Consider the following 21,979-nt stretch of genomic DNA (forward strand, 5'->3'; position numbering starts at 1 on the left):
ATGATGGCCACCGCCGCGTAAGATTGCGAGATGACCGCTGGCGCCGCCGCATAGGAATGTCATAAAGACGCCGTTCCACGCGCTGGTAGCCCTCTGAAGAGATCGGAGTTCCGCTTCGAGGGAGCCCGAGACGGTGCATGATTGGAATGTGGCATGCCGATCGCTGCGGCAAAGGCGAGCCGCAGCCGCGGTTCCTCGATTTGCCTGCAGAAGCATTCCAGCGTCGCTTCCGCATCCTGCAGCTGTCCCCTGAGGGCCGCACAGAGCTGCCAGCTGGTCCGCCGGAAGAAGTGGAGGGATTCGCCGCCGAGACAATCGAGCTCGGCCGCCAGCGCCACCACGTTGAGCCTGTCGGATTCATCCCGCGTCACGGCGAGGCGCAGCAGCGCTAGCTGCCAGGCGCGGAGCAGCCTGTGAGGTCCTTCGGGTGACTGCAGCATGAAATTGCCTCTTGACGCCTCAGGCACCTACGCCGTCGATCAGCACCTCGTCGGCGATGGCGGCGAGTGCCCTAACCACCTCCCTCTGCGCGGCCGCGTCCAGCGGCACGATCGGTAGCCGTGTGGCCGGCGACATCAGACCTAGGACGCTCAGGGCGCTCTTGAGCGCCGCGGGGCTGTCCTTGGAGAGACAGGCGATGAGTGGCATCAGGCGCTTTTGCAGATAGCGCGCTGTTTGCAGGCGACCTTGCCTGACCTGTGAGAAGATCGTCCGGCACAGATCCGGTGCGATGTTGGAAACTTCCGAGATCGCTCCGTCGCCGCCGCTGGCGATATAGCCGAAGGTGGTCGCATCCTCGCCGGACAGCAGGCGAAAGCCTGCCGGCAGCAGTCGGTTCAGCCGCATCGGGCGGGTGATGTCACAGCTCGCATCGCGCAGGCCGACGAACTGGCGAGACTCGACCAGGCGCAAAAGTGTCTCGTCGGCAAGTGGGCGCAGCGTGCGGGCGGGAGCGTCGTGCAGGATCACCGGAAGTCCGGTTGAACCGGCAATGGTGCGGAAATGCGCGAGCATCCCCTCCTGCATCGGCTTGTTGTAGGCGGGCACCACCGCCATGATGGCGTCCGCGCCAGCCGCTTCTGCGCGCCGCGCAAGTTCGACAACGCGGCCGGTGGCATTCGACATCGCGCCCGCGACGACCCGCGACCGGCCGTGGGCGACGTCGACTGCGGTGCGAATAACGAGCTCCTGCTCGGCGGGCGAGAGTGTCGGTGCCTCGCCCGCCGTCTCGCAGACCACGAGCGCGGGAACGCCGGCCGCGACCTGGCGCTCGCAGAGTGCGGCGAACGCCTTGAGGTCAATCGTGTCAGCCGCATCGAACGGCGTCGGCAGATCCGGAATGAAGCCGGTGAACCAGGCTGAGGGGGGAATGAACATGGCTTGCTCGCCGAAAGGCGCCGGCTCAGGCGGCGCGCTGCGAGAGGTCGGGGTGTTTACCCATGTCGAGCTCGATCTCGCGCGGCAGCTCGACGATGGTCTCGGGATGCTGTCCGTTCTCGAACAGTGCGTATTTGATGGCCTGGGCGCGGCTGACGAACAGGCCGCCATAGAGACCGCTCTGCTGTTGCGCGATCCACTGGCCCCGATGGTTCTGGCCGATGAAGACGATGGTCGAGGGCGCGCTGCACGAGGGAGGTTCGACGAGTTTCACGGATGGTATCCTTCCAATTGACGCGGGGGGCGGGATCTTCTCCCACATCGGCCGGATCAATATCTTTTCGATTGGATAGGATTTCGAGAGAGGGCGCGCGGCGATCTCATAGGAGCGCCATAAGGCCTCGCATCAAGGCTCGGCGTTCGATCAGCTGAAATTCTCGCACGCGGCCGGCTCATAGAGCGGATCCGGGGCGGGCCGCACGTTGGGGACGCTCGGTCGCGGCGCTTCCACGGCCAATGCCTGGACTTCGACGAACGCCGACAGCAGCGCGAGCGCGAGGTCGCCGTGGCATCCCTCGACAGCCGCGTCGAGCCAATCCGGCAGCTCGCGTTCACGCGAGAGCGCGCAATGCCATTCACCTTCGTCATAGGCGATCCGGCGGACGTGCCACAGCGGCAGTTCGAGTTCCATCAACGCCAGCGCGGCGTCGGCCCAGGCCTCCGCGTCGATCAGGCGCATGAGGCGAGCGGTGCGCTCGGTCTGTCCGAGCGAGTGAAAGCGGCGGCAGGCCTTGTCGATGATCTCGAGCATCAACGGCCGCGTCATGCCCAGTGCATTGCGCAGGGGCTCGCTGAGGGCCGGGGCATCGTAGTGCCGATAAGCGACGGTCATGTCAGGCCTCCTGGAATTGGCGTCGGTCAGTCGGCCGGCGTCTTCAGGATGGCGAGAAGGACATTGGAAAACGAGATGGGAAGGGGATGGGAGATATAAGGATTTCATAAATGCGGGCGATGCGATGCGCCGTCAACCGTCCCACCCTTTATGAGATTCCTATAACTTCGTCATAGCCCACGTCTCGAAAACCTATGCCCGCGGTGGCACTTCAGCCCGGTCAAAAGTCCCGCTTGGGCCGTGGAAATGCGTCGCGCTTTTCTCCACGGGCTCCGCCGGGACCCCGAGAAAGTGTTGCTCCCGATAGAGGGATGCAACGAGGAGCAATTCCATGATGGACATTCTGATGCTGGCGCTGGGCTTCGGCTTCTTCGCCCTTGCGATCGGCTACACCTACGCCTGCGAACGGTTGTGAGGGAGCGAACCATGATCTTCGATTATGCGCTCGCCGGTGCCGTCTCGTTCGGCCTCCTGTTCTACCTCACCTACGCGCTGCTGCGGCCGGAACGGTTCTGACCCTTGCTGCTGCTTGTCGAATTGCTGCTGGCGGACGTTGCGCTCGTCGGCTGCCTGCTTGTGGTGCTCCTGCCGCTGCTGCGGCGGACACCAAGCCTGAAGGGTTGATGCCATGACTGTGATCGGCTGGCTCCAGATCATTCTTTTCTGCCTTATCATCGTCGCGCTCACAAAGCCGCTCGGCTGGTACATGACGCGCGTGTTCAACGGCGAGCGGACGTTCCTCTCGCCCGTGCTGCGTCCGATCGAGGCCGGCATCTACTGGATCTCCGGCGTCGACGAGAAGCGCGAGCAGCATTGGCTGACCTACACGGTCGCGATGCTGCTGTTCCATGTCGGCGGTTTCCTCATCATCTATGGCGTGATGCGCTTGCAGGCGGTGCTGCCCTTCAATCCGGCCGGGCAGGGCGCGGTCGCTGAAGACCTCTCCTTCAACACCGCGATCTCCTTCATCACCAACACCAACTGGCAGAACTACGGCGGCGAGAGCACGCTCTCTTACCTCGTGCAGATGGTCGGCCTGACGCACCAGAATTTTCTGTCGGCGGCCACCGGCATTGCGCTCGCGGTCGCGCTGATCCGCGGCTTCTCGCGCGCTTCGGTGCGCACCGTCGGCAATTTCTGGGTCGATGTCACCCGTTGTACGCTTTATGTGCTGCTGCCGATCTGCGTCGTCTACACGCTGTTCCTGATCTCGCAGGGCATGCCGCAGACGCTCGGCGACTATGTCGAGGCCACCACGCTGGAAGGCGCCAAGCAGACCATCGCGGTCGGCCCGGTCGCATCGCAGGTCGCGATCAAGATGCTGGGCACCAATGGCGGTGGCTTCTTCAATGCCAACGCCGCGCACCCCTTCGAGAACCCGACCGCGCTGTCGAACTTCGTGCAGATGCTGTCGATCTTCGCGCTCGGCGCTGCGCTGACCAACGTGTTCGGCCGGATGGTCGGCAACCAGCGCCAGGGCTGGGCGATCCTGGCCGTGATGGGCGTGCTGTTCGTCGCAGGCGTCGCCGTCACCTATTGGGCGGAAGCCGATGGCACCTCGACGCTGCAGGCGCTCGGCCTCACCGGTGGCAATATGGAGGGCAAGGAAGTCCGCTTCGGCATCGTCGCGTCCTCGCTGTTCGCGGTGATCACCACGGCCGCTTCCTGCGGCGCGGTCAACGCCATGCATGACAGCTTCACCGCGCTCGGCGGCATGATCCCGCTGATCAACATGCAGCTCGGCGAGATCATCATCGGCGGCGTCGGCGCGGGCCTCTATGGCATGCTGCTGTTTGTCGTGCTCGCGATCTTCGTCGCCGGCTTGATGGTCGGCCGCACGCCGGAATATGTCGGCAAGAAGATCGAGGCGCGCGAGGTCAAGATGGCGATGCTGGCCATCCTGGTGCTGCCGCTGATGTATCTGGGCTGGACCGCGGTCGGCGTGGTCTATCCGCCCGCCGTCGCCTCGATGGCCAATGCCGGCCCGCACGGCTTCACCGAGGTGCTCTACGCCTATACGTCGGCGACCGGCAACAACGGCTCGGCCTTCGCGGGCCTCACCGGCAACACCTTGTTCTACAACCTCACGCTCGCCAGCGCGATGTTCGTCGGCCGGTTCTTCATGATCATTCCGGCGATGGCGATCGCGGGTTCACTGGCAGCGAAAAAATCCATTCCGCCGTCGGCGGGCACGTTCCCGACCACCGGCGGACTGTTCGTCGGTCTCGTCGTCGGCGTGATCCTGATCATCGGCGGCCTCACCTTCTTCCCGGCCCTCGCACTCGGCCCGATCGTCGAGCATCTCGCGATGAACGCCGGTAACGTCTTCTGATTGTTTGGAGTGACCTCCGTGGACACAATGAAACTGCAAAAACGCGCCTCCGTCTCGGCAATGCTCGATCCCAAGATCGTCGTGCCCGCGATCCGCGCATCCTTCACCAAGCTCGATCCGCGGCTGATGATCAAGAACCCCGTGATGTTCGTGGTCGAGATCGTGGCCGCGCTCACCACGGTGATTTTTCTGCGCGACCTCGTCACGGGTGGTGCTAATCTCGGCTTCACCTTCCAGATCATCCTCTGGCTCTGGTTCACGGTGCTGTTCGCGAATTTTGCTGAAGCCGTCGCCGAAGGACGCGGCAAGGCGCAGGCCGATTCGCTGCGCAAGACCCGCACCGAAAGCCAGGCCAAGCTCCTGACCGGCGCGGGCCGGGATTTCAAGCTCATGCCGGGCACGGGCCTGAAGGTCGGCGACATCGTGCTGGTCGAGGCGGGCGACACCATTCCCTCCGACGGCGAGGTGATCGAGGGCGTCGCATCCGTCAACGAGGCTGCCATCACCGGTGAATCCGCGCCCGTGATCCGCGAGTCCGGCGGTGACCGCTCGGCGGTGACCGGCGGCACCCAAGTGCTGTCCGACTGGATCCGCGTCCGCATCACGGCGGCGCAAGGCTCGACCTTCATCGACCGCATGATCAAGCTGGTCGAGGGCGCCGAACGGGCAAAAACGCCGAACGAGATCGCGCTCAACATCCTGCTCGCCGGCCTCACCATCATCTTCGTGTTCGCCACCGTCACCATTCCGAGCTACGCGGCCTATGCCGGTGGTTCGATCTCGGTCGTCGTGCTGGTTGCACTGTTCGTGACGCTGATCCCGACCACGATCGGTGCGCTGTTGTCGGCGATCGGTATCGCCGGCATGGACCGCCTGGTCCGTTTCAACGTGCTGGCGATGTCCGGCCGCGCGGTCGAGGCCGCCGGCGACGTCGATACGCTGCTGCTCGACAAGACCGGCACCATCACGCTCGGCAACCGCCAGGCGACCGCGTTTCGTCCCGTGCGCGGCGTCAGCGAGCAGGAACTGGCGGATGCTGCCCAGCTCGCCTCGCTCGCCGACGAAACGCCGGAAGGCCGATCCATCGTCGTGCTGGCCAAGGAGAAGTATGGCATCCGCGGCCGCGAGATGGCGGAGCTTGGTGCCACCTTCATCCCGTTCACGGCGCAGACCCGTATGAGCGGCGTCGATGCCGGCGGATCGTCGGTGCGGAAGGGCGCGGTCGACGCGATGCTCAACTACGTCGGCGGCGGCGCGCCGCTGGCTGTTGCCTCCGGCAACACGGCGCGCGCCATTCAGCCCGCCGGGCTCTCTGATATCGGCCGCGAGATCCAGACCATGGCGGACGAGATCTCGAAGGCTGGTGGTACGCCGCTGGCCGTGGCCAGGGACGGCAGGCTGCTCGGCGTCATTCAGCTCAAGGACATCGTCAAGGGCGGTATCCGCGAGCGCTTTGCCGAGCTGCGCCGCATGGGTATCCGGACCGTCATGATCACCGGCGACAACCCGATGACGGCGGCCGCGATCGCAGCGGAAGCCGGCGTCGACGACTTCCTGGCGCAGGCGACGCCCGAGGACAAGCTCAAGCTGATCCGCGACGAGCAGGCCAAGGGCAAGCTGGTGGCCATGTGCGGCGACGGCACCAACGACGCGCCGGCGCTGGCGCAGGCCGACGTCGGTGTCGCCATGAACACCGGCACGCAGGCTGCGCGCGAGGCCGGCAATATGGTCGACCTCGACTCCAATCCGACCAAGCTGATCGAGGTGGTCGAGATCGGCAAGCAGTTGTTGATGACGCGCGGCGCGTTGACGACTTTCTCGATCGCCAACGATGTCGCAAAATATTTTGCGATCATCCCGGCGATGTTCTTGGCCTTCTACCCGCAGCTCAACGTGCTCAACGTCATGAACCTCTCGAGCCCGCAGAGCGCCATCCTGTCGGCGATCATCTTCAACGCGCTTGTCATCATCGGGTTGATCCCGCTGGCGCTGAAGGGTGTCGCCTATCGCGCGGTCGGTGCCGGCGCGCTGCTTCGGCGCAACCTGCTGATCTACGGTCTCGGCGGTATCGTCATTCCCTTCATCGGCATCAAGGCGATCGACCTCGTTGTTGTCGCTTTGCACCTGGCCTAACCCCCGTCATTGCGAGGAGCGAAGCGACGAAGCAATCCAGACTGCCTCTATGGAAAGATTCTGGATTGCTTCGCTTCGCTCGCAATGACGAAAAAAATTAGGAGATACATATGCTCAGAGAAATCCGCCCCGCCATCACCCTCCTGCTGGTGCTGACCGCCATCACGGGTCTGGCCTATCCGCTCGCCATGACCGGCATTGCCGGTGCGATCTTTCCGGCAAAGGCGCAGGGCAGCCTGATCGAGAAGGACGGCAAAGTGGTCGGCTCCGCCCTGATCGGACAGGAGTTCAAGGACGAGAAATATTTCCACGGCCGTCCCTCGGCGACGCTGGCGCCGGACCCGAATGATTCGACCAAGACGGTCTCGGCGCCCTACAACGCCGCCAATTCGGGCGGCTCCAATCTCGGTCCGACCAGCAAGGCGCTGGCCGACCGGCTGAAGGAGGACGTGGACAGACTGAAAGCCGAGAACCCGAACGCCGCCGTGCCGGTTGATCTGGTCACGACCTCGGCCAGCGGGCTCGACCCGGATATCTCGCCGGAAGCGGCGCAATTCCAGGTGCCGCGTGTGGCCAAGGTGCGGAATATGCCGGAAACCGCCGTCAACCAGCTCGTGGTTTCCAATACAGAGGGCCGTCTGCTCGGCCTGCTCGGCGAACCGCACGTTAACGTATTGGCCCTGAACCTCGCGCTCGATCGCGCCGCCGCGAAGTAGCGGTCTAGGCTCGCGGCGCTCCGGTGACTATATTGGCCTGATGGTACGAGAGCGCCGCGATCCCGAACAACGTCCGTCTCCCGAGGCGCTGCTGGAAGCCGCGCGGCGGGAGGAGGGCGCGAGCGGCAAGCTGAAGATCTTTGTCGGGGCCGCTCCCGGCGTCGGCAAGACCTACGAGATGCTGCAGAGCGCCCATGCCAGGCGCAAGGGCGGCATCGATGTCGTGGTCGGATTCGTCGAGACCCATGGCCGCGCCGAGACCGAGGCGCTGGTGCGGGGGCTGGAAGTGATCCCGCGCAAGAAGCTCGATTACCGCGGCCAGATCGTCGAAGAGATGGACCTCGACGCCGTGATCGCGCGGCGCCCGAAGATCGCATTGGTCGACGAGCTTGCCCACACCAATGCAGCCGGCAGCCGTCACCCCAAGCGCTATCTCGACGTCGAGGAGCTGCTCTCGCACGGCATCGACGTCTACACTGCCGTCAATATCCAGCACATCGAGAGCCTGAACGACGTCGTCGCGCAGATCACACATGTGCGGGTGCGCGAGACGGTGCCGGATTCGATCTTCGACCGCGCCGATGCGATCGAGCTGATAGACCTCACGCCCGACGATCTGATCCAGCGCCTGCGTGAGGGCAAGGTCTACATCCCCAAGCAGGCCGAGCGGGCGCTGGAGCATTATTTCTCGCCGGGCAATCTGACCGCGCTGCGCGAGCTCGCCCTGCGGCGTACGGCGGAGCGGGTCGACGAGCAGCTGCTCACTCACATGCAGGCGAACGCTATCGCCGGTCCCTGGGCCGCGGGCGAGCGCATTCTCGTCTGTGTCAGCGAGGATCCGCGCGCGGCGGGGCTCGTGCGCTACACCAAGCGGCTGGCTGACCGGCTGCACGCGCCGTTCACTGCGATCTCGATCGAGACGCGGCGCTCGCTCCAGCTCTCTGATGAGGAGCGCGACCGGCTCGCCGATACGCTACGGCTTGCCGAATCGCTGGGTGGCGAAGGCTTGACCATTCCAGCCGTTGGTCGGCGGATCGCCGACGACGTCATCAACTTCGCGCAAGGCAACAACATCACCCAGATCGTGATCGGCAAATCGACGCGCTCGCGCTGGTTCGAAATGACGCGCGGCTCTGTCGTGCATGATCTGGTCGGCCGCGCCGGCAATATCAGTGTTCACGTCATCCCCGGCAATGAGCTGCCGAACGAGGCGGCGCCCAAGGCGGCGGTGCAGACCGCGGCGCGGTCCGAGCCGTTCAATCCGCGGCCCTATCTGAAGGCGCTCGGCATCGTGCTGGTCGGCCTCGGCGCCGCGGTGCTGCTGCAGCCGCGCTTCGGCATCGAGAACGTGGACCTCGTGTTGCTCACCGCCGTGGTGGCGGTCGCGGTGCGCTATGGCTTGTGGCCGTCGCTGCTCGCGAGCCTCGCAGCGTCGCTCGCCTACAATTTCTTCTTCCTGCCGCCGGTCTACACCTTCACCATCACGGATCCGACCAACGTCGCGGCGTTCTTCTTCTTCATGCTGATCGCGATCCTGGTCTCGAACGTCGCCGCGCGCGTGCGCACGCAGGCCGACACCGCGATTGGCCGCATCAGGACCACCGAGCAGCTCTACGCCTTCAGCCGCAAGCTCGCCGGCACCGCCACGCTCGACGACGTGCTGTGGGCGTCTGCCTATCAGATCGCGCTGATGCTGAAAGTGCGCGTCGTGCTGCTGCTGCCGGAGGAGGGTCTTTTAACGGTGAAATCCGGCTATCCGCCAGAGGACCAGCTCGACCAGGCCGATCTCGCCGCCGCCAACTGGGCCTGGAGCAACGACCGTCCCGCCGGCCGCGGTTCGGATACGTTGCCGGGCGCCAAGCGCCTGTTCCTGCCGATGCGCACCGGGCGCGGCCCGATCGGCGTCATCGGCATCGACAACGACCGCACCGGACCGCTGCTGACACCGGACCAGCGACGGCTGCTGGACGCGCTGGTGGATCAGGGCGCGCTCGCGATCGAGCGCGTGCTGCTGGTCGAGGACATGGACCGGGTCAAGCGTACTGTTGAGTCCGAGCGGCTGCGCTCGGCGCTGTTGACGTCGATCTCGCACGATCTGAAGACGCCACTCGCCTCTGTGCTGGGCGCAGCGTCGACCATGCGCGATCTCGCCGGCGCGCTGTCCGACACCGAGAAGCGCGATCTGCTCGCCACCGTGATCGACGAGTCCGAACGGCTCAATCGCTTCATCGCCAATCTGCTCGACATGACCAAGCTCGAGGCCGGCGCCATCGTGCCTAACACGGCGCTGCACGATCTTGGCGAGATCGTCGGCAGCGCGCTGCGGCGGGCTTCAAAGATCCTGACCGCGCACAAGGTCGAGCTGGTTCTGGCCGCCGATCTGCCGATGCTTGAGCTCGACGCCGTGCTGTTCGAGCAGGTGCTGTTCAACCTGCTCGACAATGCCGCGAAATACTCGCCGCCAGAGACAACGATTGTGATCAAGAGCCGGCGCGAGCGCGATCAGGTGGCGCTGGAGATCGCCGACGAGGGCGCCGGCATCCCGCCCGACGAGCTCGAAAGCGTGTTCGACAAGTTCTATCGTGCGCAGAAGGGCGACCATGTCCGTCCCGGAACTGGGCTCGGGCTTGCCATCTCGCGCGGCTTTGTCGAGGCGATGCGCGGCACGGTCACGGCCGCCAACCGCACTGACCGGAGCGGCGCGGTCCTTACCATCCGTCTGCCCGTTCCGGCACAGACCCACGCATTGGATACCGCCGCATGAGCGCCGCCCAGATCAAGGTTCTAGTGATCGACGACGAGCCGCCGATCCGCAAATTGCTGCGGATGGGGCTTTCGACCCAGGGCTACGAGATCCTCGAGGCGTCGAACGGCAAGATCGCGCTGCAGAAGCTCACCGAAGAGCCCGCGCTGATCATCCTCGATCTCGGCCTGCCCGACATCCAGGGCCACGAGTTGCTGCGCACCATCCGCGCGCGCAATGAAGCCGTGCCGATCGTGGTGCTGTCGAGCCGCGGCGACGAGGCCGGCAAGGTGCAGGCGCTCGATCTCGGTGCCGATGATTATCTGACGAAGCCGTTCGGCATGGACGAGCTTTTGGCGCGCCTGCGTGCAGCCTTGCGCCACCAGCTTCAGGTGCAGGGCGAGCGCCCGATCTTCCGCTCCGGTGATCTCTCCGTCGATCTGGTTCGCCGCATCGTTAGGCTTGGCGAGCGCGACGTCAAACTCTCGCCGAAGGAATACGACCTTCTCCGCGTGCTGGTGCAGCACGCCGGCAAGGTGCTGACCCATCGCTTTCTGCTGAAAGAGCTCTGGGACGAGCTGACCGATGCGCAATATCTGCGCGTCTATGTCCGCCAGCTTCGCCAGAAGATCGAGGCGGATCCGGAGCGGCCGCAATATGTGCTGACCGAGACGGGGATCGGGTACCGGCTGAAGGCAGGCGATTAGGCTCCGCTGTCATTCCGGGGCTTTGCTACCCCGCCTTCCTGTGCCGCGCCGTCGTCCGCTGCGTTTTCCGCGTGGCCCTCTGTCGCCCCGTGGCGCGGCGCGCATGCGACCTCGCCGCCGCCTTCTTCCCGCCGCGCCCCTTCAGGCTCTGCTTCAGCGCATCCATCAGGCTGACGACGTTGCTCGGCCGTTCCTCGGGCTCGGGCATCGCGATCTTCTTGCCGCTGGCCTTGCGCTTGACCAGCGCTTTCAGCGCGGTCTCGTACTCGTCCTTGAACTTGCTCGGGTCGAAATGCGCCGCCTTGGTGTGGAGGATGTGCCCGGCGAGCTCGACCATGTCCTTGGAGATCTTCGGGCTCCTGATGTCGTCGAAGAACTGGTCCTCGTCGCGCAGCTCGTAAGGGAAGCGCAGCGTGGTGCCGAGCAGGCCCTTGCCGAGCGGCTCGATCGCGATGATGTGCTCGCGGTTGGTGAGCACGATCTTGGCGAGTGCCACGCGATCCTGGTCCTTCATGGCGTCGCGGATCACGGCAAAGGCATCCACCGCAGCCTTGCCTTCGGGCGCGATGTAATAGGGATGGTTGAGATAGCGCTGGTCGATCTCCTCGCTCGGCACGAAGCTTTCGATGTCGATGGTGTGATTGCTCTCGATCTGGACCGCCTCGAGCTCCTCAGGCTCGATCTCGACAGATTTGCCCTTGCGCAGCTCGTAGCCGCGGCCCTTCTGGTCGCTCTCGACGACATCGCCGGTCTCGGAATCAACCATCTGCTGCTTGAGCCGGTTGCCGGTCTCGCGGTTGATCATGTGAAACCGCGTCTTCTCGGCCGCCGTAGTCGCGGGGTAGAGCGCGACCGGGCAGCTGACCAGCGACAGTTTCAACGTTCCCTTCCAATAAGCACGGGGCGCCATTTCCATTCTCCAGCGTTCTCAATGCGTTTTGGAACCCCAACCACCCCATAGGGTTTTGGTTCCGGGTGGGACTTTGGCCGTGATAGGCTTCAACGCAATTAGAGAATGCGGGACCGGTCGTGCTGCGAAAACTCTCCACCTACCGACAGAAACGCGATTTCGAGAAGACGCCCGAGCCGTCAGGTGAATCGGCGGTCACGCCCTCGAAGCAGCGACGTTTCGTGATCCAGAAGCATGACGCGACCCGGTTGCATTACGACTTCCGCCTCGAATTCGACGGCGTCTTCAAGTCCTGGGCGGTGACCAAGGGCCCTTCGCTCGATCCGCACGACAAGCGGCTGGCTGTCGAGGTCGAGGACCATCCGCTCGACTATGGCGATTTCGAGGGGACCATTCCCGAAGGCCAGTATGGCGGCGGCACGGTGATGCTGTGGGACCGCGGCACCTGGGAATCCGATGATCCCGAAGCCGGCTTCAAAAAGGGCGACCTCAAGTTCACCCTCCACGGCGAGAAGCTGCATGGCAGCTGGGTGCTGGTGCGGATGCGGCACGACCGCAGCGGCGGCAAGCGAACCAACTGGCTGCTGATCAAGCACCGCGACGAATATGCCAGCGAGGATGAGGATATTCTGAGCGAGGACAAGTCCGTCGCGTCCGGCCGCGCTATGGAGCAGATCGCCGGCGGCAAGGGCCGCGCCCCAAAGCCGTTCATGCTGGCAAAGGAGGCCAAAGGCAAGGCCGATGCGGTCTGGCAGTCCAACCGCGCCGAGGAGACCAGGGGGCGGACCGTCAAGCCAGCGCCGCGCGCGGCTTTGAAGAGGGTCAAAACCTCGAAAAAGAAGGCGACGGCCGCGACCACGGCCAAGAAGGTCTCGGAGATGCCAGACTTCGTGGCGCCGCAGCTCTGCACTCCGGTCGAGCGGCCGCCGGCGGCCGACGGCTGGTGCCACGAGATCAAGTTCGACGGCTACCGCGTGCAGCTTCGCGTCGAGGACGGCGAAGCGACGCTGAAGACGCGCAAGGGCCTCGACTGGACCGATAAGTTCGCTTCGATCGCGAAGGAGGCCAGTGCACTGCCGGACGCGCTGATCGACGGCGAGATCGTCGCGCTCGACCACAACGGTGCGCCAAACTTTTCCTCGCTCCAGGCCGCGCTGTCGGACGGGAGGACGGAGGACCTGATCTTCTTCGCCTTCGACCTCCTGTTTGCCGAGGACCTCGATGACCGTCGTCTGCCGCTTGGGGAGCGCAAGGATCGCCTCAAGGCACTCCTCGAAGCGCGCAAGAAGAAGACGAGCCAGATCCGCTATGTCGAGCATTTCGAAAGCGGCGGAGACGCGGTGCTGCAATCGGCCTGCAAGCTCGAGCTCGAAGGCGTGGTCTCGAAGAAGCTCGATGCGCCTTACCGGTCGGGTCGTACCGAGAGCTGGACCAAGGCCAAATGCCGCGCCGGGCATGAGGTCGTGATCGGCGGCTGGAAGACGACGGCCGGGAAATTCCGATCGCTCATGGCGGGCGTCTATCGCGGCGATCACCTCGCCTTTGTTGGCATAGTCGGCACCGGCTTTGGCGCCGACAAGGTCAAGCGCATCATGCCGTTCTTGAAGGAGGCTGCGTCGAACGAAAACCCGTTCGGCGGCAAGAACGCGCCCAAGAAGACCCGCGAGGTGCATTGGCTGAAGCCGGAGCTGGTGGCCGAGATCGAGTTCGCCGGCTTCACCGCCGATGGCAATATTCGCCAGGCCGCGTTCAAGGGCTTGCGGCAGGACAAGCCGGCCGAGGAGGTCGAGGCGGAAACGCCTGCGGATACCGAACTCGCGAAGCCTTCCGCCAGGAAGCGCGCTGTGCCGAAGACGGGCAAGCAATCGAAGGGCGCTGCCACCGCCGAGGTGATGGGCGTCGTCATCTCGAAGCCGGAGAAGGAGCTATGGCCGGACGGCGGCGACGCCGAGGGCGTCACAAAGCTCGATCTCGCGCGCTATTTCGAGGCCGTCGGCGGCTGGATGATCGGACATCTCAAGGGGCGCCCCTGCTCGATTCTGCGTGCGCCGGACGGAATCGGCGGCGAAAAATTCTTCCAGCGGCATGCGATGCAGGGCACCTCGAACCTGCTCGAGCTCGCAAAAGTCTCCGGCGATCGTAAGCCATACCTGCAGATCGACCGCGTCGAGGGGCTTGCCGCGGTCGCGCAGATCGGCGGCGTCGAGCTGCATCCCTGGAATTGCGCGCCCGACGCCTATGACACGCCGGGCCGGTTGGTGTTCGATCTCGATCCTGCGCCGGACGTCAAATTTGCCGATGTCGTCGAAGCGGCAAAGGCGATGCGCCAGCGGCTGGCCGATGTCGGCATGGAGAGCTTTTGCAAGACCACTGGCGGCAAGGGCCTCCACGTCGTGGTGCCGCTGCTCCACGGCGCGCGCGACAAGGTGAGCTGGAAGGAAGCCAAGGCGTTCGCACAAGGCATCTGCCAGTGGATGGCCGATGACGATCCCGACCGCTATCTGCTCAACATGTCGAAGAAGCTGCGCAACGGGAAGATTTTTCTGGACTATCTGCGCAACGATCGCATGTCCACCGCGGTGGGGCCACTGTCACCGCGTGCCCGCGATGGCGCGACCGTGTCGATGCCGGTCACCTGGGCGCAGGTGAAGGGCGATCTCGATCCGAAGAAATTCACGGTGAGAACCGTGCCCGCCTTGTTGTCGCGTTCGAAAGCCTGGAGCGGCTACGGCGAAGCGGCTACGTCGATCAAGGCGGCGGTGAAGGAGCTGGCGGGGAAAATGAAGTAGGCTGGGCAAAGCGAAGCGTGCCCAGCATCCTTTTTGTCTTGCAACGAAGAGGTGGGCACGGCGCGTTGCGCCTTTGCCCACCCTACGAGATATCGACTAGATCCGCCCCAACAGCAGGAGGATCAGCAGGATGATGATGACGAGCCCAAGGCCGCCGCCGCCGTAATAGCCAGTGCCGTAGAACGGCCCACCGCCGATGCCGCTGAAGCCACCGAGCAGCGCGATGACCAAAATGATCAGAATGATCGTACCAATAGACATGCTAGTCTCCTCCAGCCCTTTGTTGAAGGGTCGTTGCAACCTGTCCCGTTGTTCGGAGCCAACTTGCCGCAGGTTCTAAAGTTCCGGATTTGAAACGGGTCGACAGCTCCCAACTTGCATGGAACCTTTGACCGTCCGACCGGCATGACTATGTGAGGATCAGCCAGCACAGGCAGGGCCATGTCAGCACCGCTTGTCGTTTCCATTCCGCATCGCCTCGGCCGCGAGGAAGCGGTGCATCGGCTCAAGACCGGGCTCGGCCGCGCCGCGGCGAGCATTCCCGTGATCCAGGTCGAGGAGGAGCGCTGGAGCGGCGACACTCTGGCCTTTCGCATTCGCGCGCTTGGGCAGATTGCGACGGGCCAAGTCGATGTCGCCGACGATCACGTCAAGGTCGAGGTGGTGCTGCCGTGGCTGCTGCAGCGCTTCGCCGAGATGGCGCAGGCGACTATCCGCAAGCGTGGACAATTGCTGCTGACCAAGGACGAGAGAAAATAGGCGTCAGGCGCGGACGCGCTGTCTCGGAGGCCTGATGGCGCTTGCTGCGCGGGTTTCGATGACCGCAGCTGGAAAGTCGCGAAAGGCCTGCGCCAGCGGCAGTTCGTTGCCCGCAAGGCCCGGCGCGGTATAGCCGCTGATGTCGACGGTGGCGTCAAACCCTTCGAGTGTGGGCCATTCCCGCCCGGCTTGCGTGAATGGTGCGAACTGGCGTGCGACCACGACCACGGCGGCAGCGCGGCCGCGGCGACGGGCAAAGGCGATGACGTGGTCCGCGTGTGCGCCACGGACATCGAGCGGCTGATAGTCGCCCTGCGCGAAGACGTCGGCGAGCTCGTTGCGCAGTTTGAGGAGATGCCGCGTCCAGGCGAGCTTGAGCTGTCCGTCCAGCCAGCTCTTGATCAGTCCACTCCAGTCCAGCGTTTCCAACGAACCCAGCGCCGCTTGCCGCAAGGCAAAATCCACCGGGCGGCGGTTGTCGGGGTCGACCAGCGACAGGTCCCAGTATTCGGTGCCCTGGTAGAAATCGGGCACGCCCGGCAGCGTCGCCTTCAGCGTGAGTTGGCTCAGCGAATTCAGCGCACCGAGCAGCGCGACGCGGCGGGCGAGGGTCTGCATCGCCTCCAGGAATTCGCCTGACAGCGTGGGATCGAGGATTTTCTCGATGAAGCTCTTTACGCCGCTCTCATACGTCTCATGCGGATTGAGCCAGCTCGTCTCTTCCTTGCCCTCGCGTGCGGCCTTCAACGCATAGGCCTGGATGCGCTCGACGAAACTGGCATCCCTTTCCTCGAGCGGCCAGGCGCCGAGCAGGGTCTGGTAAAGCATATACTCGAACGTCGCCGATGGCGCGCGCAGATTGCCGTGGAGCGCGAGGTGCGGTGCGTTCAGCACCTTCCAGCGCGAAACCGCGCTGGTCCATTCGCCCGGAATTTCGCTGAGCGCCGCGATCCGCGCACGCGCATCCTCGCCGCGCTTGGTATCGTGGGTCGCGGTCGCCGTCATCCCTTGCGGCCATTCCCTGGCGCGGGCCCGCATCGCCTCGTGGAAGGTGGAAATGCTGAGGCCTTTGCTTGCGGGATCGCCGCCGACCTCGTTCAGCGCCAGCAGCCGGTGGAATTGATAGAAAGCCGTGTCCTCCAGCGACTTCGCCATCATCGGCCCGGTGAACTGCTGCACCTTCAGCGCAAAACGGCGCACGCGCGGGGCGCTGTGCGGCGGGCGGCCGGGCTTGAGCAGGTCCATGGTGAGCGCATCGCGCAGGAAGTCGAAAATGCCTTCGTCCGCGGCGAACCATTCGGCGCGGGCGCGCGCGATGGTGTCGTCGATCAGTTTTCGGTCGAGCGCCGTCGGGCCGCTATGCGTCAGGTAAGTGCGATAGACCGGGAAGTGCAGCACATACAATTCCAGCGCCTGCCGCAAGCTGTCGGCGGAAAAGTCGCGGGTCGAGTAGTGACCATTGGCGATGCGCGCGAGCAGCCGGGCCAGCACGGTAAATTCGCTGGTCAGCAGTGTCTCCAGCACGCGCCGCTTGGCGTCCTTGACATAGGGCGCCAGTCGCGGCGGCCGGTTGCTGATCTGCCGCCAGGTCTCGTCCAGTGCCTCCAGCCCCTTGGCGTCGACCAGCACCTGGGTGATGGCGTTCATCCATTCATAGCCGGTGGTGCCCTGGACGCCGGCGAAATGCGGCAGTCGCTCGTGTTCGCACAGGATCTTTTCGATCACCGTGTAGAACGGCTTTGTGTTGCCTTGCGCGTCGCGCACCAGCCGGCGCAGCCGCTGGCAATATTGCGCGGGATCGCGCAGGCCATCGATATGGTCGAGGCGGATGCCCTGTAGCTTGTCGTCGGCAACGAGCTGCTTCACCAGCCGGTGCGTGGCCGCGAAGGTGCTTGCGTCCTCGACGCGCAGGCCGGCGAGCCCGTTGACGTCGAAGAAGCGGCGATAATTGATGTCGCTCGACGCAAGGCGCCAATGGCCGAGCTTGTAGTTCTGCCGCTCCAGCAGATGATGCAGCGCCAGCGTTTGCGCCGGGCGATCTTTTCCTGAGCGATAGGCGGCGAGGCCGTGCGCGATGATGTCGGCGGCGCCGGCGATCTCTTTCAGTTCCGTCTTGAAGCCGGGAGCTTCCTTGCGGTTCGGCCGGCGCAGGCCGGTGTAGCGTGCGGCGAGCGAGAGCAGGCGTTTGCCGGCCTCGGTCTCGGCAGCGTCCGCCTCCTTCACGATCATCCGCAGCAGCTCGCCATAGCGCTCCGGCGCGATCGGCAGGCGATGCTCGAAATACCAGGCGGAAAAGCTGCCTTCCTCGGGATCATAGCGCAGCGCGATGTCGCCGCGCTCGAGCGCCTCACCATAGGAGGAGCCAAGGATCGGCAGCAGCACGCCGCCACGGGCCCGGTGGGGCAGCAAATCCCAGTCGATATCGAAGGCGGCCGCGTGCGGCGAGGTCTGCCCCCATTCCAGCACGTCCAGCCACCAGGGATTGTCGGCAAAATGCACGCCGACATGGTTCGGCACGAAGTCGATGATGAGACCGAGATCGTGCTGCGCGAGCGCGTCGCTGAGCCGCGCAAAGCCAGCCTCGCCGCCGAGCTCTGGATTGAACTGGCTGTGATCGACGGTGTCGTAGCCGTGGGTCGAGCCCTTGCGCGCCTTCATGACCGGCGAGGCGTAGAGATGCGTGATCCCAAGCGCCTTCAGGTAAGGCACCACCGCCGCGGCCTTGTCGAAGTCGAAATCCGCGGTGAGCTGGAGCCGGTAAGTCGCGAGAGGAATCGCGGAGGGCATATCAACCTCCGAGATGCCAGATCACCGACCAGGGCGGAAGCCGATCGCCGCTTGCGCTGCCCCAGATCGGCGCGCCCGCATTGCCGATGGAATGCGCGATATCCTTGTCCGACAGATTTGCAGTCAGGCGCAGCGTGGTGCCGTCGCCCATGCGCCAATGGGCGGCAAGCAAGCCGTTGTCGGAAGCCTCGGCGTCGCCGAAGCTCGCGTCCTTGAGCCGCGGTGCGATCTCCTTGCGACGAACTGCGAGCAGCTTTCGCACCAGCGCGAGCCGTGCATCCTGCGCCGGCGTGCGCCCGGTCCAGTCCAGCACGGCCGATTGCAGTGTTGCCGGATCGAACGGATCCGGCACGTCATCGCCATATTTCTCGTAGGCCCAGGCGTATTCCTGCCGGCGGCCTTTGCGGACAGCGTCGATAAGGCCGCCGTGGAAATCACAGAAGAATGGGAAGGGGGCCGTCGAGCCCCATTCCTCACCCTGAAACAGCATCGGCACCATCGGTACGAGCAACGTGACCGCAAGTGCAGCCTCGATCTGCTGTGGCGATGCCAAACTCTCCAGCCGGTCGCCGAGCGGGCGATTGCCGATCTGGTCGTGGTTTTGCAGGAAGTTGACGAAGCTTGCCGGCGGCAATTCGCCACTCGCTTCGCCGCGCGGCTTCTTGCCCCAGAATTCCGAGATCTCGCCCTGGTAGACGAAACCCGAGCCGAGCGCGCGCGAGAGATCCAGGCGCGGCGTCTGGTAGTCGCCGTAATAACCGGCGAGCTCGCCGGTCAGCATCACATGCCAGACGTGATGATAATCATCGTTCCACTGCGCGCGATATTTGCCGTTCGGCGGCTCCTGTGCGGCATCGAGCAGGCTGGTGCGGTTGTCGCCGTTCTCCAGCACCAGATGAATGTGTCGTCCGGTGGCCTTGGCGAGCTCACCGGCGGCCGCGCTGAGGTCGTGCAGCACTGATTGTTCACCGGGGATCGCCATGATGTGGTTGGCGGCATCCAGCCTCAACCCGTCGAAACGGTAGTCGCTGAGCCAGGACAGCGCGTTTTCGACGGCGAAGGCCCGCACCTGCGGCACGCGATAATCGATCGCGCTGCCCCAGGGCGTGTGCGCGTCGGTGAAGAAGGTCGGCGCGTAGCGGCCAAGATAGTTTCCTTCGGGGCCGAAGTGATTGTAGACGACGTCCAGGAACACCATCAGCCCGCGCAGATGGGCTTCGTCGATCAGCGCCTTCAGCTGTTCGGGGCGGCCATAGGCGCTGTCGGGCGCATACCACAGCACGCCGTCATAGCCCCAGCCGCGGCGGCCGGCGAAATCGGCCAGTGGCATCAGCTCCAGCGCCGTGATGCCGGTCGCGACGAGATGATCGAGCTTGTCGATCATGGCGCGGTAGGTGCCATCGCGCGTGAAGGTGCCGACATGGGTCTCGATCAGCACCGTCTCTTCCCAGGGGCGGCCGCGCCAATCCTTCGCGCGCCACGCGAAGGCATCGTGATCGATCACCTCGCTCGGGCCGAACACATCCTCGGGCTGAAAGGCCGACGCCGGATCGGGCACGTCGATCTCGTCGTCAATCCGAAACTTGTAGGTGCTACCGACCGGCAGCCCGGCGATCTCGGTGACGTACCAGCCATCCTGGCGGCGCTGCATCGCGTGCCCTCTTCCGAGCAGGAGATCGACGCGACGCGCGCCAGGCGCCCACAATCGGAACGATATGCCGTCCTTGGTCGGCTTCGCCCCGAACGATGGCCTCATAGCGCCCCCGCGAAGGCGAGCACCGAGCGCGGCGGCGCCTTGCTGTCGCTTCCGGGCAGGAAATCAACGCTGTTCAGCTTGGCATCCGTCGTGTTCAGGATCTGCTGCCAGCTCTTGTATTCGGGCATTTTTGGCAATTTGAATGCGATCTCTTCGGGGGCGGCGTTCAATACGATAAAGATCGCCGCGCTGCCCGGTTCCATCGGTCCCATCACATAAGAGAGGAACCGGCCCTCCGGGAATTTCCAGTCGTTTTCCGTCATCTCGTCGCCGGCGGGCGTCAGCCACAGCGCGCCGTAGGAGATGCCGTCCTTCGGTCGGCCGTCGAGCCAGCGATGGCTGCGAAGTTGCGAGAACCGGCGGCGGATCTCGGCGAGGTCGGCGACGAAATCGATCATGTCGTCTCCGTCCTTGCCGAGATTGTCCCAGCCGACCCAGCCCACCTCGTTGTCCTGGCAATAGGCGTTGTTGTTGCCGGACTGCGTGTTGCCAACCTCGTCGCCGGCGAGGATCAGCGGAATGCCCTGCGCCAGCATCAGGCAGGCCAGCACGTTCTTGCGCAGCTGCCGCCGCAGGCTGAGGATGTTCGGATCGTCGGTCGGGCCCTCGACACCGCAATTGTTGCTGTGGTTGTCGCTGGAGCCGTCGCGATTGTCCTCGCCGTTGGCCTCGTTGTGCTTCTCGTTATAGCTGAACAGGTCGGCGAGCGTGAAACCGTCATGCACGGTGATGTGGTTGATGCTGGCGCGGGGGCGCCGTCCGTCGTGGTTGAACAGGTCGGAGGACGCGGTCATGCGGCTGGAGATGTCGCCGATCAGGCTGCCTTCGCCGCTCCAGTAGCGGCGCATGGCGCTGCGATAGCGGTCGTTCCACTCCGACCATTGCGAGGGGAATGCGCCGACCTGATAGCCGCCGAGGCCGAGATCCCAGGGCTCGGCAACGAGCTTGACGGTCGCGAGCACCGGGTCCTGCCGGATCGCGGTGAGGAACGAGATGCCGCGATCATAGCCGTTCGGGCCGCGTGCCAGCGTGGTGGCGAGGTCGAAGCGGAAGCCGTCGACATGGCAGACCTCGACCCAGTAGCGCAGCGAATCCATCACCATCTGCAGCACGCGCGGATGGGTGAGGTTCACCGACGAGCCGCAACCGGTGAAGTCGTCATAGTAGCGCGGGTTCTCGCGGTTCAGCCAGTAATAGGAGGCATTGTCGATGCCGCGGTAGCACAGCGTCGGTCCGAGATGATTGCCTTCGGCGGTGTGGTTATAGACGACGTCGAGCATCACCTCGATGCCGGCATCGTGCAGGCGCGCTACCGTGGTGCGGAAGGAATCGAGCACGTTGTCCTGGGCGTAGCGCTGCTCCGGCGCAAAGAAGGACAGCGTGTTGTAACCCCAGTAATTGACGAGCTTCTTCTCCACCAGCACGCGGTCGTCGACGAAGGCGTGGATCGGCAGTAGCTCGACCGTGGTGACGCCGAGCTTCTTCAGATGCTCGATCATCGCCGGCGACGACAGGCCGCCATAGGTGCCGCGCAAATTCGGCGGCACGTCATCGCGCTTCTGCGTCAGGCCCTTGACGTGAGCCTCGTAGATGATGGTGTCTTCCCAGGGAATATTGGGCCGGATTTCGCGCCGGCCCCAGTTGAATGTCTCGTCGACCACGACGGCCTTGGGCATGCCGCGCGCATTGTCGCGTCGGTCGAACGACATATCCTCGCGCGCCGAGCCGGTGCGGTAAGCGAAATGCGCGTCACTCCAGACCAGCCGTCCGGCAAGCCGCTTGGCGTAGGGGTCCAGCAGCAGCTTGTTGGAATTGAAGCGGTGGCCGTGCTCGGGCTCGTAGGGGCCGTGCACGCGGTAGCCGTAGAGCTGGCCCGGCGAGACGTCGTTGAGATAGCCGTGCCAGACGTCTTCGGTACGCTCCGGTAATTCGACGCGCTCCAGCTCGCGCCGGCCCTGGGGGTCGAACAGGCAGAGCTCGACCTTCTGCGCGTTGGCGGAAAACAGCGCGAAATTGGTGCCGCGTCCGTCCCAGCTTGCGCCGAGGCGTGCGTGCGATCCAGTAGTCAGACGCATCGG

General features: G+C 64.5%; 17 protein-coding genes. 9 read left to right on the forward strand and 8 right to left on the reverse strand.

Annotation, left to right across the window (positions count from 1 at the left end):
* Positions 1-146: 146 nt before the first annotated feature.
* A complete protein-coding gene (locus ABID59_RS33115; protein WP_354086143.1) occupies positions 147-392 on the forward strand; it encodes a hypothetical protein in 246 nt (81 codons plus the stop codon).
* 67 nt (positions 393-459) lie between these two features.
* On the opposite strand, the gene dapA is transcribed toward ABID59_RS33115, so the two are convergent.
* The 3 genes from dapA to ABID59_RS33130 all read right to left on the reverse strand — a co-directional run bounded on the left by dapA (position 460) and on the right by ABID59_RS33130 (position 2,269).
* Positions 460-1,377 (reverse strand): 4-hydroxy-tetrahydrodipicolinate synthase, encoded by a 918-nt coding sequence (gene dapA / locus ABID59_RS33120; protein ID WP_354086144.1) that lies wholly within the window; start codon positions 1,375-1,377, stop codon positions 460-462.
* Between the two features lie 25 nt (positions 1,378-1,402).
* Positions 1,403-1,651 carry a hypothetical protein gene (locus ABID59_RS33125; protein ID WP_354035271.1) on the reverse strand — a complete coding sequence of 83 codons (249 nt, stop codon included), beginning with the start codon at positions 1,649-1,651 and terminating at the stop codon, positions 1,403-1,405.
* A 150-nt stretch (positions 1,652-1,801) separates the two neighbouring features.
* Positions 1,802-2,269 carry a hypothetical protein gene (locus ABID59_RS33130; RefSeq protein ID WP_354086145.1) on the reverse strand — a complete coding sequence of 156 codons (468 nt, stop codon included), beginning with the start codon at positions 2,267-2,269 and terminating at the stop codon, positions 1,802-1,804.
* Between the two features lie 426 nt (positions 2,270-2,695).
* On the opposite strand from ABID59_RS33130, the gene ABID59_RS33135 reads away from it, so the two are divergent.
* The 6 genes from ABID59_RS33135 to ABID59_RS33160 all read left to right on the forward strand — a co-directional run bounded on the left by ABID59_RS33135 (position 2,696) and on the right by ABID59_RS33160 (position 10,900).
* Positions 2,696-2,785: a K(+)-transporting ATPase subunit F gene (locus ABID59_RS33135; protein ID WP_038965694.1), complete on the forward strand. Its 90-nt coding sequence runs from the start codon at positions 2,696-2,698 to the stop codon at positions 2,783-2,785.
* 112 nt (positions 2,786-2,897) lie between these two features.
* Entirely contained in the window at positions 2,898-4,601 is a 1,704-nt protein-coding gene (gene kdpA / locus ABID59_RS33140) for a potassium-transporting ATPase subunit KdpA (protein WP_354086146.1), read from the forward strand.
* A gap of 18 nt (positions 4,602-4,619) precedes the next feature.
* Positions 4,620-6,734 carry a potassium-transporting ATPase subunit KdpB gene (gene kdpB / locus ABID59_RS33145; RefSeq protein WP_354086147.1) on the forward strand — a complete coding sequence of 705 codons (2,115 nt, stop codon included), beginning with the start codon at positions 4,620-4,622 and terminating at the stop codon, positions 6,732-6,734.
* A 110-nt stretch (positions 6,735-6,844) separates the two neighbouring features.
* On the forward strand, positions 6,845-7,450 hold the full coding sequence (locus ABID59_RS33150; RefSeq protein ID WP_354086148.1) for a K(+)-transporting ATPase subunit C: 606 nt from the start codon (positions 6,845-6,847) through the stop codon (positions 7,448-7,450).
* Between the two features lie 40 nt (positions 7,451-7,490).
* Complete coding sequence (locus tag ABID59_RS33155; RefSeq protein ID WP_354086149.1) at positions 7,491-10,214, forward strand: DUF4118 domain-containing protein; 2,724 nt, start codon at positions 7,491-7,493, stop codon at positions 10,212-10,214.
* The gene (locus ABID59_RS33160; RefSeq protein ID WP_354086150.1) at positions 10,211-10,900 is read left to right on the forward strand and encodes a response regulator; all 690 of its coding nucleotides are present in this window, start codon (positions 10,211-10,213) and stop codon (positions 10,898-10,900) included. The genes ABID59_RS33155 and ABID59_RS33160 overlap by 4 nt, the downstream gene beginning before the upstream one ends.
* A 25-nt stretch (positions 10,901-10,925) precedes the next feature.
* Here the strand turns inward: ABID59_RS33160 and ku are convergent, their stop codons facing one another.
* Complete coding sequence (ku, locus tag ABID59_RS33165; RefSeq protein WP_354086151.1) at positions 10,926-11,810, reverse strand: non-homologous end joining protein Ku; 885 nt, start codon at positions 11,808-11,810, stop codon at positions 10,926-10,928.
* A gap of 119 nt (positions 11,811-11,929) precedes the next feature.
* On the opposite strand from ku, the gene ligD reads away from it, so the two are divergent.
* Positions 11,930-14,599, forward strand: coding sequence for a DNA ligase D (ligD, locus tag ABID59_RS33170; protein WP_354086152.1), 2,670 nt, complete (start codon positions 11,930-11,932; stop codon positions 14,597-14,599).
* Between the two features lie 96 nt (positions 14,600-14,695).
* On the opposite strand, the gene ABID59_RS33175 is transcribed toward ligD, so the two are convergent.
* Positions 14,696-14,860, reverse strand: coding sequence for a DUF3309 family protein (locus ABID59_RS33175; RefSeq protein ID WP_084292022.1), 165 nt, complete (start codon positions 14,858-14,860; stop codon positions 14,696-14,698).
* A gap of 180 nt (positions 14,861-15,040) precedes the next feature.
* Between ABID59_RS33175 and ABID59_RS33180 the strand changes: the two genes are divergently transcribed.
* Positions 15,041-15,358, forward strand: a complete 318-nt coding sequence (locus tag ABID59_RS33180; protein ID WP_354086153.1) for a polyhydroxyalkanoic acid system family protein — start codon at positions 15,041-15,043, stop codon at positions 15,356-15,358.
* 3 nt (positions 15,359-15,361) lie between these two features.
* On the opposite strand, the gene treY is transcribed toward ABID59_RS33180, so the two are convergent.
* Genes treY through glgX form a run of 3 tightly spaced genes read right to left on the reverse strand, consistent with a single transcriptional unit; the run spans position 15,362 to position 21,976 of the window.
* Complete coding sequence (treY, locus tag ABID59_RS33185) at positions 15,362-18,145, reverse strand: malto-oligosyltrehalose synthase (protein WP_354086154.1); 2,784 nt, start codon at positions 18,143-18,145, stop codon at positions 15,362-15,364.
* Position 18,146: 1 nt separating this feature from the next.
* Positions 18,147-19,901 (reverse strand): malto-oligosyltrehalose trehalohydrolase, encoded by a 1,755-nt coding sequence (treZ, locus tag ABID59_RS33190; protein WP_354086155.1) that lies wholly within the window; start codon positions 19,899-19,901, stop codon positions 18,147-18,149.
* Positions 19,898-21,976, reverse strand: a complete 2,079-nt coding sequence (gene glgX, locus ABID59_RS33195; RefSeq protein WP_354086156.1) for a glycogen debranching protein GlgX — start codon at positions 21,974-21,976, stop codon at positions 19,898-19,900. Before glgX ends, treZ begins: the two co-directional genes overlap by 4 nt.
* Positions 21,977-21,979: the final 3 nt, after the last annotated feature.

This window comes from Bradyrhizobium sp. S3.3.6 (genome assembly GCF_040546905.1).
Classification (GTDB): Bacteria; Pseudomonadota; Alphaproteobacteria; order Rhizobiales; family Xanthobacteraceae; genus Bradyrhizobium; species Bradyrhizobium cytisi.

Bases quoted from the DNA above. Each gene is read 5' to 3' on its own strand.
- ABID59_RS33160 (WP_354086150.1), top strand. From the start codon at position 10,211: ATGAGCGCCGCCCAGATCAAGGTTCTAGTGATCGACGACGAGCCGCCG.
- ABID59_RS33175 (WP_084292022.1), bottom strand. From the start codon at position 14,860: ATGTCTATTGGTACGATCATTCTGATCATTTTGGTCATCGCGCTGCTC.
- ABID59_RS33135 (WP_038965694.1), top strand. From the start codon at position 2,696: ATGATCTTCGATTATGCGCTCGCCGGTGCCGTCTCGTTCGGCCTCCTG.
- ABID59_RS33130 (WP_354086145.1), bottom strand. From the start codon at position 2,269: ATGACCGTCGCTTATCGGCACTACGATGCCCCGGCCCTCAGCGAGCCC.
- ABID59_RS33150 (WP_354086148.1), top strand. From the start codon at position 6,845: ATGCTCAGAGAAATCCGCCCCGCCATCACCCTCCTGCTGGTGCTGACC.
- ABID59_RS33115 (WP_354086143.1), top strand. From the start codon at position 147: ATGTGGCATGCCGATCGCTGCGGCAAAGGCGAGCCGCAGCCGCGGTTC.
- treZ (WP_354086155.1), bottom strand. From the start codon at position 19,901: ATGAGGCCATCGTTCGGGGCGAAGCCGACCAAGGACGGCATATCGTTC.
- glgX (WP_354086156.1), bottom strand. From the start codon at position 21,976: ATGCGTCTGACTACTGGATCGCACGCACGCCTCGGCGCAAGCTGGGAC.
- kdpA (WP_354086146.1), top strand. From the start codon at position 2,898: ATGACTGTGATCGGCTGGCTCCAGATCATTCTTTTCTGCCTTATCATC.
- ABID59_RS33155 (WP_354086149.1), top strand. From the start codon at position 7,491: ATGGTACGAGAGCGCCGCGATCCCGAACAACGTCCGTCTCCCGAGGCG.
- ABID59_RS33180 (WP_354086153.1), top strand. From the start codon at position 15,041: ATGTCAGCACCGCTTGTCGTTTCCATTCCGCATCGCCTCGGCCGCGAG.
- dapA (WP_354086144.1), bottom strand. From the start codon at position 1,377: ATGTTCATTCCCCCCTCAGCCTGGTTCACCGGCTTCATTCCGGATCTG.
- treY (WP_354086154.1), bottom strand. From the start codon at position 18,145: ATGCCCTCCGCGATTCCTCTCGCGACTTACCGGCTCCAGCTCACCGCG.
- ku (WP_354086151.1), bottom strand. From the start codon at position 11,810: ATGGCGCCCCGTGCTTATTGGAAGGGAACGTTGAAACTGTCGCTGGTC.